Source organism: Streptomyces sp. NPDC051987 (genome assembly GCF_040680735.1).
Taxonomy (GTDB): domain Bacteria; phylum Actinomycetota; class Actinomycetes; order Streptomycetales; family Streptomycetaceae; genus Streptomyces.
Genome location: NZ_JBFAXI010000156.1, coordinates 1 through 11661, shown reverse-complemented (window position 1 = coordinate 11661; position 11661 = coordinate 1). Strand labels below are relative to the sequence as shown.

General features: G+C 69.4%; 10 protein-coding genes. 8 read left to right on the top strand and 2 right to left on the bottom strand.

What is annotated here, in order from left to right; genetic code table 11:
- Window positions 1–70: 70 nt before the first annotated feature.
- Together AB0M11_RS40015 and AB0M11_RS40010 are read right to left on the bottom strand one after the other, a co-directional pair.
- The gene (locus tag AB0M11_RS40015) at window positions 71–544 is read right to left on the bottom strand and encodes a carboxymuconolactone decarboxylase family protein (protein ID WP_365713660.1); all 474 of its coding nucleotides are present in this window, start codon (window positions 542–544) and stop codon (window positions 71–73) included.
- Window positions 545–682: 138 nt separating this feature from the next.
- On the bottom strand, window positions 683–1555 hold the full coding sequence (locus AB0M11_RS40010) for a hypothetical protein (RefSeq protein ID WP_365713658.1): 873 nt from the start codon (window positions 1553–1555) through the stop codon (window positions 683–685).
- A 200-nt stretch (window positions 1556–1755) separates the two neighbouring features.
- Between AB0M11_RS40010 and AB0M11_RS40005 the strand changes: the two genes are divergently transcribed.
- From AB0M11_RS40005 to AB0M11_RS39970, 8 genes are all read left to right on the top strand, one after another.
- Entirely contained in the window at window positions 1756–2913 is a 1158-nt protein-coding gene (locus AB0M11_RS40005) for a mandelate racemase/muconate lactonizing enzyme family protein (protein WP_365713656.1), read from the top strand.
- 14 nt (window positions 2914–2927) lie between these two features.
- A complete protein-coding gene (locus AB0M11_RS40000) occupies window positions 2928–3932 on the top strand; it encodes an alcohol dehydrogenase catalytic domain-containing protein (protein ID WP_365713662.1) in 1005 nt (334 codons plus the stop codon).
- 113 nt (window positions 3933–4045) lie between these two features.
- On the top strand, window positions 4046–5023 hold the full coding sequence (locus tag AB0M11_RS39995; RefSeq protein WP_365713655.1) for a hypothetical protein: 978 nt from the start codon (window positions 4046–4048) through the stop codon (window positions 5021–5023).
- Between the two features lie 137 nt (window positions 5024–5160).
- Window positions 5161–6270 carry a multiple monosaccharide ABC transporter substrate-binding protein gene (chvE, locus tag AB0M11_RS39990; RefSeq protein ID WP_365713654.1) on the top strand — a complete coding sequence of 370 codons (1110 nt, stop codon included), beginning with the start codon at window positions 5161–5163 and terminating at the stop codon, window positions 6268–6270.
- 44 nt (window positions 6271–6314) lie between these two features.
- Window positions 6315–7865: a multiple monosaccharide ABC transporter ATP-binding protein gene (gene mmsA / locus AB0M11_RS39985; protein ID WP_365713653.1), complete on the top strand. Its 1551-nt coding sequence runs from the start codon at window positions 6315–6317 to the stop codon at window positions 7863–7865.
- Entirely contained in the window at window positions 7862–9106 is a 1245-nt protein-coding gene (gene mmsB, locus AB0M11_RS39980) for a multiple monosaccharide ABC transporter permease (RefSeq protein WP_365713651.1), read from the top strand. Before mmsA ends, mmsB begins: the two co-directional genes overlap by 4 nt.
- 53 nt (window positions 9107–9159) lie before the next feature.
- Window positions 9160–10314 (top strand): aldose epimerase family protein, encoded by a 1155-nt coding sequence (locus AB0M11_RS39975; RefSeq protein ID WP_365713649.1) that lies wholly within the window; start codon window positions 9160–9162, stop codon window positions 10312–10314.
- A 195-nt stretch (window positions 10315–10509) separates the two neighbouring features.
- The coding region (locus AB0M11_RS39970; protein ID WP_365713647.1) for a histidinol-phosphate transaminase at window positions 10510–11661 on the top strand (1152 nt) is incomplete at its 3' end.

The window sequence follows — 11661 nt, the reverse complement described above, 5'->3', positions numbered from 1 at the left end:
CACGCCCTGCACCTGGCGGTCGCCCCACCACGGGCCGGGGCCCGGGGGTGTCGGCCCGTGGTGGGGTGGGTCAGGCGAACTGGCCGGGGCGGTAGTCGCCGGCCGGCTGCTGGAAGATGACGTTCAGCCGGTTGTAGGCGTTGATCAGGGCGATCGTCGCCACCAGCGCGACGAGTTCTTCCTCGGTGTAGTGCTTGGCCGCGTTCTCCCACACCGCGTCCGGGACACCGCCCGCCGCGTCGGCGATCCGGGTGCCCTGCTCGGCCAGTTCCAGGGCGGCGCGCTCCGCCTCGGTGTAGACGGTCGCCTCGCGCCAGGCGCCGACCATGTGGAGGCGCTGCTGGGTCTCACCGGCCTCGGCCGCGTCCTTGGTGTGCATGTCGAGGCAGAAGCCGCAGCCGTTGATCTGACTGGCGCGGATCTTGACCAGTTCCAGCGTGGCGGCGGGGATCGACGTCCCCTCGGCGGCCCTGCCCGCGCCGTTGAAGGCCTTGATCAGCTTGTTGCCGGCGGGGCTGGCGAAGAGGTTCAGGCGGGCTTCCATGAGTGCTCCCTGTGGTGTGGCCCAGTGGGTTACACCCCTACGACGGAGCAGGTTCGCCGAATGTGACAGGTTTGCTGGATTTGCTTTGGCGGACTCTGTCGCACACCGCCGAAGGGGCGCGCCCGGCGGACGCTCCCGTCAGGTGCACCACCACAGGAACCGGTTGCACGTCCGGCTCGGGGACGGGGCCGGGGTCGGGCGCGACGTCGTCGGGTCCGCCGTCGGCGTCGAGGCGGTCGTGGTGGCCGGGGCAGCCGTCGGGGCCGTCACCGGGCCGGAACCCGTCGTCGCCGACTGCGGGTCCGCGCCCTTCCCGGACGCGGACGGGGAGTCCGACGGCCGGTCCTTCGAGGCGGACGGCGAGGGGGACGCGGAGGGGTCGGCCGAGGCGGAGCCCTTCGCGCCCGTCGCGCCGGAGGTGTCGCCCAGGGGCTCGGCCGTCGGGCCCGGGGACGACGTCGACGTCCCGCCGTCGGTCGTGTTGCCGCCCGAGGCCGTGTCGGGGGCCGTGAACGGCATGGCGTCCGTGCCGAGTTCGGCGAGGCTCAGGCCGCCCGCCGCCAGGACGCACGCCACTGCCACCAGCAGGACCCTGCGGCGCCGCCGGCGATGGGCCGCGGCCTTGCGGTCGCGACGGCTTCCGTCGGGGCCGGAGGACGGCTCCTCGGGATCCTCGGCGGTGGTCCCGGCGGCCTGCCCGCGGCCTCGGCCGCCACGTCCGCGGGCCGCCCGGCGCCGTCCGGCCCGGCCGCCCGCCGCCGGTTCGCCGTTCCCGGCATCCCCGCCGTCCGCGCCGTCCCCGGCCGCCCCGTCACCCTCGCCGTCGTCCGGGAAGGGGCCGTACCCGTCGGCGGCAGACTCCGGCTCCCCGTAGGACGTTCCCTCCGGCACGGCCGGTCCGGAGGCGACCGCCTCGTGCTCCGGCGCGCGGAGCGTTTCGGCGGCGGTGCCGCACCCCGGGCAGGCGAGGGCGCCGTTGAGGTGCCGTCGGCACGGGTGGCAGTAGTCCATGACGCGGGAAGACTAAGTTCCCCGCGGGTCACATCACCAGGCACCTCTGTGAAGGTTTCGTGGGGGACCGAAAAACTGTCGAAAGCCTTGTCGAAACCGTTACCTGTTCGCCCCATTGACACCCCCGCCGCACCGTCCTTACTGTCACGCCAGCATTTCGAACGTGTGACGAAATCTCGAACAGCTGAGGGGCTACTGCCGTGCGCATCACCGGAATCAGCACACACGTGGTCGGGACGCCGTGGCGCAACCTGACGTACGTCCAGGTGCACACCGACGAAGGGATCACGGGAGTCGGCGAGACCCGGATGCTCGGTCACACCGACGCGCTGATCGGCTACCTGCGGGAGGCCGAGGCCAACCACATTCTCGGCTCGGACCCGTTCGCGGTGGAAGACCTCGTACGCCGGATGAAGTACGGCGACTACGGCCGCGCGGGTGAGATCGTCATGTCCGGGATCGCCGTCGTCGAGATGGCCTGCTGGGACATCAAGGGCAAGGCGCTGGGCGTCCCCGTGTGGCAGCTGCTCGGCGGCAAGGTGACCGACAAGGTCAAGGCCTACGCCAATGGCTGGTACACCACGGAGCGGACCCCGGAGGCCTATCACAAGGCCGCCCAGGGAGTCATGGAGCGCGGGTACCGGGCGCTGAAGATAGACCCGTTCGGCACCGGGCACTACGAGCTGGACCACGAGCAGACCCTGTACGCCGTGTCCCTCATCGAGGCCGTGCGGGACGCCATCGGGCCGGACGCCGAGCTGATGCTGGAGATGCACGGCCGGTTCTCGCCCTCGACCGCGGTACGGCTCGTGCGCGAGCTGGCGCCCTTCAAGCCGGCCTGGCTGGAGGAGCCGGTGCCGCCGGAGAACCTCAAGGCGCTGGAGAAGGTCGCCGCCAAGGTGGACATCCCGGTCGCCACCGGTGAGCGCATCCACGACCGGATCGAGTTCCGCGAGCTCTTCGAGAGCCAGGCCGTGGACATCATCCAGCCGGACGTCGGCCACATCGGTGGCATCTGGGAGACCCGGAAGCTCGCCGCCACCGCCGAGACGCACTACGTGCTGGTCGCCCCGCACAACGTCGGCGGCTCCGTGCTCACCGCCGCCTCCCTCCAGGTCGGGTTCACCTCCCCGAACTTCAAGATCCTGGAGCACTTCAACGACTTCGCCGACGCCGAGATCAAGAAGGTGGTCAAGGGCGCGCCGGAGGTCGTGGACGGCTACTTCCACCTCTCCGACAAGCCGGGGCTGGGGGTCGAGTTCGACGCCGACGCGGCCGCCGAGTTCCCGCAGCAGCAGGCCCGGTTCGACCTGTGGGCCGAGGGCTGGGAACAGCGCCGGCCGAAGGGCACGAAGTGAGCCCCGCCGCCGTCCTGGGTTCCCAGGTCGTCGTCGAGGCGCCGGGCGCCCACCGGGTCGAGGAGCACACCCCCCGCGAGCCGGGTCCCGGCGAGGCGCTGGTCGCCGTGCACGCGGTCGGGATTTGCGGAAGCGACCGTGAGGTGTACCAGGGGAACCGGCCCGAGGGGTATGTGCGCTACCCGTTGACGCCGGGCCACGAGTGGTCGGGGACCGTGTCGGCGGTGGGCTCCGGGGTGCCCGCGTCGCTCGTCGGCCGCAAGGTGGTCGGCGAGGGGTTCCGGAACTGCCAGGTGTGCGACCGCTGTCACGCCGGCGAGACCACCCTGTGCACCGACGGCTACGAGGAGACCGGCTTCACCCAGCCGGGCGCCATGGCCGCCACCCTCACCCTCCCGGCCCGCCTGCTGCACGCCCTCCCGGACGACGCCGACCTCACGGCCGCGGCGCTCCTCGAACCCGCCGCCTGCATCGCGGCCGCCGCCCTGAAGGGCAACGCCCAGCCGGGCGAGCGGGTCGCGGTGGTCGGCACCGGGACGCTGGGCATGTTCGCCGTGCAGTTCCTGCACGCGATCTCGCCGGGCGAGCTGCTGGTGGTCGGGACCCGCAACGACCGGGAGGCGCTCTCCCGGCAGTTCGGGGCCACCGACTTCCGCACCAAGGACCAGGAGCTGCCCGAGGACTTCGACGTGGTCATCGAGACCGCCGGGTCCGCGTCCGCCGCGCGTACCGCCGCCTCCCTGCTCAGGCGCGGCGGACGCCTGGTCCTGACCGGCATCCCGGCCGCGGGTGCCGACGGTCTCGACCCGACCGACCTCGTCGTACGGCAACTGGAGGTGCACACCGTCTTCGGGGCACCGCCGGACGCCTGGTCGCACACGGTCCGCGTCTTCGGGGCCGGCCTCCTCGACCCGCTGCCGCTGATCACGCACGAGCTGCCGCTGACCGAGTTCCCGCAGGCCATCGAGCTGGTGGGGGCCGGCGATCCGAAGGTGGGCAAGGTGCTGCTCCGCCCGTAGTCGCACGCCGGCCGCGGCGTGCCCTGACCTCGCCGTGGCCGGCGTGCCACCAAGCTTTTTCTCTGCCCCGAGCCGCGAACCTTGTCCGAAATACCGAACACGAAGGACAGCTTGTGACGACCGACGCTTCCGCTACGGCGGCCCGCCGACCCGGTGAGCAGGCGCTCGCCGCCCTCGGCCTGGGCGCGCCCGCCCTCGACCCCGCCGACGCCTCCGCCCACGGCTTCCCGGGCGGCGGCAAGTGGCGCACCGAGATCCCCTCCTGCGAGGGTCCCGAGGCGCTGGCCGTCGTCCTCAAGGAGTCCTCGCGGCTCGACGTACCGATCCACCGGATCAGCCAGGGCAGCGGCGTGTGGATGCTCACCGACGCCGAGATCACCGAGATGGTCGAGGCGACGAACGAACGGGACATCGAGCTCTGCCTGTTCACCGGTCCGCGCGGCACCTGGGACATCGGCGGCTCGGTGCGCTCCGACTCGCGCGGGGCCGGGCTGCGCGCCCGCGGCCACGACGCCGTCGCGGGGTGCGTGGAGGACGCCGTCCGGGCGACCGAGCTGGGCGTCAAGTGCCTGCTCGTCGCCGACGAGGGTGTGCTGTGGACGCTGCACCGGGCCCGGCAGGCGGGGATCATCCCGGCCGACACGACCCTGAAGGTCTCGGCGCTGGTCGGTCCCGTCAACCCGGCGTCGTACGCCGTCTTCGAGCACCTGGGCGCCGACTCCATCAACGTGCCGAGCGACCTGACGCTCGATCACCTCACCGAGATCCGGCGGGTGTCCGGCGCCCCCATGGACATGTACATCGAGGCCCCGGACGACCTCGGCGGCTACGTCCGGATGTACGAGGTCGCCGAGCTGATCCGGCGTGGGGCGCCGGTGTACCTGAAGTTCGGCCTGTCCAAGGCCCCCGGCATCTACCCGTGGGGCAACCACCTGCGGGACGTGACCCTCAGCACCGCGAAGGAGCGGGTGCGGCGGGGGCGTCTCGCGCTGGACCTGCTCGCGCGGCACGGGGCGGACGGGGAGATGGCGCCGCTGGGGTCGCGGCTGCCGGGGGTTCTGCGCCGGTTCCCCGTCGAGGGTTCCGCTTGATGTGCGTCGGGGGCTGCGGGCCGTCGGTGGCTGGCCGCGCAGTTCCCCGCGCCCCATTGGGGCGCTGCCCCTCAGGGCGTTGCAAACCGACCTTGCTTGAAACATCTCAACGACGAGAAGAACAGGGACCGATCACCATGCGTACTCGCAGAAGCGCCCTCACCCTCATAGCCGGGGCCGCCTCGCTCGCTCTCACCCTGACCGCGTGCGGGCAGAGCAGTGAGGGCGGCAGCAAGGAGGAGAGCGGCAGCGCCAAGGGGGGCACGATCGGCATCGCGATGCCGACCAAGTCCTCCGAGCGCTGGATCAACGACGGCAACAACGTCGTCAAGGATCTGAAGTCCAAGGGCTACAAGACCAAGCTGGTCTACGGCGAGGACGACCCGGACACCCAGGTCTCGCAGATCGAGAACCTGATCACGCAGGGCGTCAAGGGCCTGATCATCGCGGCCATCGACAACAAGTCCCTGAACAACGTGCTCCAGGAGGCCGCGGACGCCCACATCCCGGTCATCGCCTACGACCGGCTGATCCTCGGCACCAAGAACGTCGACTACTACGCGTCCTTCGACAACGAGAAGGTCGGTGTCGAGCAGGGCACGTACATCGTGCACAAGCTGGGCCTGGACAGCGGCAAGAAGGGCCCGTTCAACATCGAGCTGTTCGCCGGCTCGAACGACGACAACAACACCAAGTACTTCTTCAACGGCGCGATGAGCGTGCTCCAGCCGTACATCGACAAGAAGCAGCTGGTGGTCAGGTCCGGCCAGACCGCGCTCAACAAGGTCACCACGCTCCGCTGGGACGGCGCGACCGCGCAGTCCCGCATGGAGGACATCCTCACCTCCTCCTACAAGTCCGCCAAGGTCGACGCGGTGCTCTCGCCGTACGACGGCATCTCGATCGGCATCATCGCCGCGCTGAAGTCGGACGGCTACGGCTCCAGCAGCCAGCCGCTGCCCGTCATCACCGGGCAGGACGCCGAGCTGGCCTCGGTGAAGTCGATCATCGCCGGTGAGCAGACGCAGACCGTCTACAAGGACACCCGGCAGCTCGCCAAGGTCGCCGCGACCATGGTCGACGACGTGCTGAACAAGAAGACCCCGCAGGTCAACGACACCAAGACGTACAACAACGGCACCAAGGTCGTGCCCGCCTACCTGCTGCAGCCGGTGAGCGTCGACAAGTCCAACTACGAGGACGTCCTGGTCAAGGGCGGCTACTACACCGACGCCCAGCTCAAGTAAGCCCGCCGAGCCCTGATCGACAAGCACTGATTGGAAGGCAGACCATGGCGGGACCCGTCCTGGAAATGCGCTCGATCGTCAAGACCTTTCCCGGCGTCAAGGCGCTGTCGGACGTCACGCTGACCGTCCGTCAGGGCGAGGTCCACGCCATCTGCGGGGAGAACGGCGCCGGCAAGTCGACCCTCATGAAGGTCCTCTCCGGCGTCCACCCGCACGGCAGCTACGAGGGAGACATCCTCTTCGAGGGGGAGCTCTGCGCGTTCGGGGACATCCGGGCGAGCGAGCAGCGCGGCATCGTCATCATCCACCAGGAACTGGCGCTGTCGCCGTACCTCTCGCTGGCGGAGAACATCTTCCTCGGCAACGAACACGCCAAGGGCGGGTTCATCGACTGGCGGGAGACCCTGCGGCACGCCACCGAACTGCTGCGCCGGGTGGGTCTGGACGACCACCCGGAGACCCGCGTCGCCGACATCGGCGTGGGCAAGCAGCAGCTGGTGGAGATCGCGAAGGCGCTGTCGAAGAAGGTGAAGCTGCTCATCCTCGACGAGCCGACCGCGGCGCTGAACGACGAGGACAGCGGCAAACTCCTCGACCTGATCCTGGAACTGAAGAACCAGGGCATCACCTCGATCATCATCTCGCACAAGCTCAACGAGATCCGCCGGGTCGCCGACTCGGTGACGATCATCCGGGACGGCCACTCCATCGAGACCCTCGACGTGAAGTCGAAGGAGACGACGGAGGAGCGGATCATCTCCGGCATGGTGGGCCGCGACCTGGACCACCGCTTCCCCGAGCGCACCGCGTACGAGGGCGAGGAGGACGCGGCGCCGGCCCTGGAGATCCGCAACTGGACCGTGCGGCACCCGATCGACCACGAGCGCAAGGTCGTCGACGACGTGTCGATCCACGTCCGGCGCGGGGAGATCGTCGGCATCGCGGGCCTGATGGGCGCCGGCCGCACCGAACTCGCGATGAACGTCTTCGGGCGGACCTACGGCCGCTACGACGGCGGCACGGTCCTCAAGGACGGCACGGAGATCCGTACCAAGTCGGTCGCCGAGGCGGTCCGGCACGGCATCGCGTACGTCACCGAGGACCGCAAGCACTACGGCCTCAACCTCATCGACACCATCAACCGGAACATCTCGCTGACCGCGCTGAACAAGGTCGCCAGGCGCGGGATCGTGGACGAGCACGAGGAGCGGCAGGTCTCCGAGGGCTACCGCAAGTCCATGAACATCAAGGCGCCGACGGTCTTCGAGCCGGTGGGCAAGCTGTCGGGCGGCAACCAGCAGAAGGTCGTCCTCAGCAAGTGGATCTTCGCCGGTCCCGACGTGCTGATCCTGGACGAGCCGACCCGCGGCATCGACGTGGGCGCCAAGTACGAGATCTACACGGTCATCGACCAGCTCGCCGCCCAGGGCAAGGCGGTCGTCTTCATCTCCTCCGAGCTGCCCGAACTGCTCGGCATGTGCGACCGCATCTACACCATGGCCGCGGGCCGCCTGACCGGTGAGGTGCCCAGGGCCGAGGCCACGCAGGAAGTGCTGATGCGCCATATGACGAAGGACAAAGAGGTAACGCGATGAGCACGGATGTCACCGCCAAGAGCCCGGCGCCCGCGCCGCCGGGCAAGAGCGGATCGGCCGCCGACGGGAACCTGCTCCAGCTGGTCCTCGGCGGACTGCGCCGCAACATGCGCCAGTACGGCATGCTGATCGCGCTCGGTCTGATCGTCGCCCTGTTCGCGGTGTGGACCAACGGCGACCTGCTGCTGCCGCGCAACGTCTCCAACCTGGTGCTGCAGAACAGCTACATCCTGATCCTGGCCATCGGCATGATGATGGTGATCATCGCCGGGCACATCGACCTGTCGGTCGGCTCGCTGACGGCGTTCGTGGGCGCCTTCGCGGCCGTACTGACGGTCAACCACGGGGTGGCCTGGCCGATCGCGCTGGTGCTGTGTCTGCTGATGGGCGCCGTCGCGGGCGCCGCACAGGGCGTGTTGATCGCCTACTTCGGCATACCGTCGTTCATCGTCACCCTCGCCGGGATGCTGCTCTTCCGCGGTCTCACCGAGATCCTGCTCCAGGGGCAGACCATCGGCCCGTTCCCGAACGGCCTGCAGAACCTGGGCAACGGCTTCCTGCCCGAGGTGGGTCCGAACACCAACTACCACAACATCACGCTGTTGCTGGGCATCGTGCTGATCGCCGCCGTGGTCTGGCAGGAGTTCCGGGACCGGCGCCGCCAGCAGGAGTTCGCGCTGGACGTGCCGCCCACCCGGCTGTTCCTGCTCAAGCTGACCGCGCTGGTCGCCGCCATCCTGGTCATGACCATGCTGCTCGCCAGCTACAAGGGCGCCCCGATCATCCTGATCGTCCTGGGCGCGCTGGTCGTCGGCTACGGCTACGTGATGCGCAACGCGGTCTTCGGCCGGCACATCTACGCGATCGGCGGCAACCTGCCGGCGGCGAAGCTGTCCGGCGTCAAGGACAAGAAGGTCTCCTTCTACGTCTTCCTGAACATGGGCGTGCTCGCGGCCCTGGCCGGCCTGGTGGTAGCGGCCCGGCTGAACGCGGCCTCGCCGAAGGCGGGCGACGGCTTCGAACTGGAGGCGATCGCCTCCTCGTTCATCGGCGGCGCCTCCATGAGCGGCGGTGTCGGCACCATCCTCGGTGCCATCATCGGCGGTCTCGTCCTCGGCGTGCTGAACAACGGCATGAACCTCCTCAGCGTCGGCACCGACTGGCAGCAGGTCATCAAGGGCCTCGCCCTCCTCGCGGCGGTCGGCTTCGACGTGTGGAACAAGCGCAAGTCCGGTTCGTAGTCAGTCAGGGCCCCGCCGGAAGGCGGGGCCCCTCCTATATGCAGGAGCCGCACATGGAACTGAACAGACGCACAGTCATCGCGGGTGCCGCGGCCGCGGGCATCGCCGCCACCACCCTGGGCACGGGGAGTGCCGAGGCCGCCTCGGGAGGCAGGAAGCCGGTGAAGGAGTCCTTCGGGAAGCTCGCCGACGGCACGAAGATCTACCGCTGGTCGCTGGAGAACGGCGGGACCCGGCTGAAGGTCCTCAACTGGGGCGGTGTCGTCCAGACCCTGGAGCTGCCGGACCGCCGGGGCCACTACGCCAACGTGGTCAACGGCTTCGACAACATCGACGACTACGTCGCGAAGTCCCCCTACTTCGGCGCCCTCATCGGCCGCTACGGCAACCGCATCGCCAAGGGCCGGTTCACCCTGGACGGCAAGTCCTACCAGCTCTCCGTCAACGACGGCGTGAACAGCCTGCACGGCGGCAGCCAGGGCTTCGACAAGCACGTCTGGGACGTCGAGCCGTTCGTGAAGGGCTCCGACGTCGGCCTCGTCCTGCACTACACCAGCGTCGACGGCGAGATGGGCTACCCGGGCACGCTCAAGGCGAAGGTGACGTACACGCTCACCCGGCGCGGCCAGTGGATCATCGACTACGAGGCCACCACCGACAAGGCCACCGTCGTCAACCTCACCAGCCACGTGTACTGGAACCTCGCCGGCGAGGGCAGCGGGACCGTCGAGGACCACGAACTGACCATCGCGGCGAGCCGGTACACACCGACCGACTCGGGCCTGATCCCCACCGGCGAGCTGGCCACCGTGCGCGGCACCCCGTTCGACTTCCGCGAGACGAAGACGATCGGCCGGGACATCCGGGCCGGGCACGTGCAGCAGGTGCAGGCCAAGGGTTTCGACCACAACTGGGTCCTGGACAAGGGCATCACCGCCAGGCCCGAACACGTGGCCACGCTGCGCGACCCGCGCTCCGGCCGCACCCTGAAGATCGCCACCGACCAGCCGGGGCTGCAGTTCTACTCCGGGAACTTCCTCGACGGGACACTGACCGGGACCGGCGGGAGGACCTACCGGCAGGGTGACGCGCTCTGCCTGGAGACCCAGCACTTCCCGGACTCGCCGAACCACGCCAACTTCCCGTCGACGGTGCTCCGTCCGGGACAGGTCTACCGGACGCGGACGGTCCATTCGTTCGACGCGTGAGGCGCGTGGGCGCGGCTGGTAAGGGGCCGGCCGCGCCCACGCCGGGGAAGAAACGTGAAAACACACTTCTTTCACAACGGTTGAACAACGCCGCAGGCGCATCCGTACTCAAGGGCGGCCCGTGCTCCCCCGCGCGGGCCGCCCAAGACGACGGGCCCGGACGTCCCCATCGGGCCCGCCTCATACGGAGGTTCCATGGCCGGCAGCGTCACCTCGTTGTTCCGCAGCGGTGCTCACAGCCCGTCGATGGCGGCGCTGACCCGCGAGGGGGGCGACGGAACCGGCCCTGTCGACTTCTGCGTACCCTGCAACCCCTACTTCCCCACCCCGGCCATGGTGGAGACGATGGCCGCCCGGCTGAAGGACATCATCACCTTCTACCCGAGCAGCGCCGACACCATCACCGCCGAGCTGTGCCAGCTCCTTCAGCTCCCCCCGCAGGCCGTGGCCATGGGCAACGGGTCCACGGAGCTGATCACCTGGATCGACCACCTGCTGGTCCGTGAGTCCCTCGCCGTCCCCGTCCCCACCTTCGGCCGCTGGACCGACCAGCCGATGGAGACCGGCAAGCGCGTCGACATGTTCCCGCTCCAGGAGTCCAACGGCTTCGCGCTGGACCTCGCGCAGTACGCCGAGTTCATCCGCAAGCGGGGCACCAGGGTCGCCGTCGTCTGCAACCCCAACAACCCCGACGGCGGCTTCATCCACAAGCAGGCACTGGTGCAGTTCATGGACGCCATGGCCGACCTGGACCTGATCGTCGTCGACGAGTCGTTCCTGGAGTTCGCCGACGCCGAGGCCGAGCCCAGCGTCGTCCAGGAGGCGATGCTGCGGCCGAACGTCATCGTGCTGCGCAGCCTGGGCAAGAACTTCGGCCTGCACGGCATCCGGTTCGGCTACATGGTGGCCAACCCCGCGCTGGCCGGCAAGGTCCGCTCGATGCTCCCGAAGTGGAACCTCAACGCGCTCGCCGAGTACGTCGTCTTCATGCTCAAGGAGCACGGCGCCGAGTACGCGCAGAGCCTGCTCCAGGTCCGCAAGGACCGCCTGGAGATGGCCAGCCAGCTCTCCACCCTGCCGGGCCTGACGGTCTACCCCTCGCAGGGCAACTTCCTCTTCGTGCGCCTTCCCGTCGGCGCCGAGGGCACCGTGGTGCGGGACCGGCTGCTCTCCGAGCACCGGATCCTGGTCCGCGAGTGCGGCAACAAGATCGGTTCTTCCAGCCGCTTCCTGCGTCTCGTGGTGCGCCCCGAAGTGGACGTACGTCGCCTGGTGTCCGCCATGGAACAGGTGCTCTACGGGACCAGGAGGGGAGCCGCCGTGCCCGAGCTGAGCACCGGGACCAGC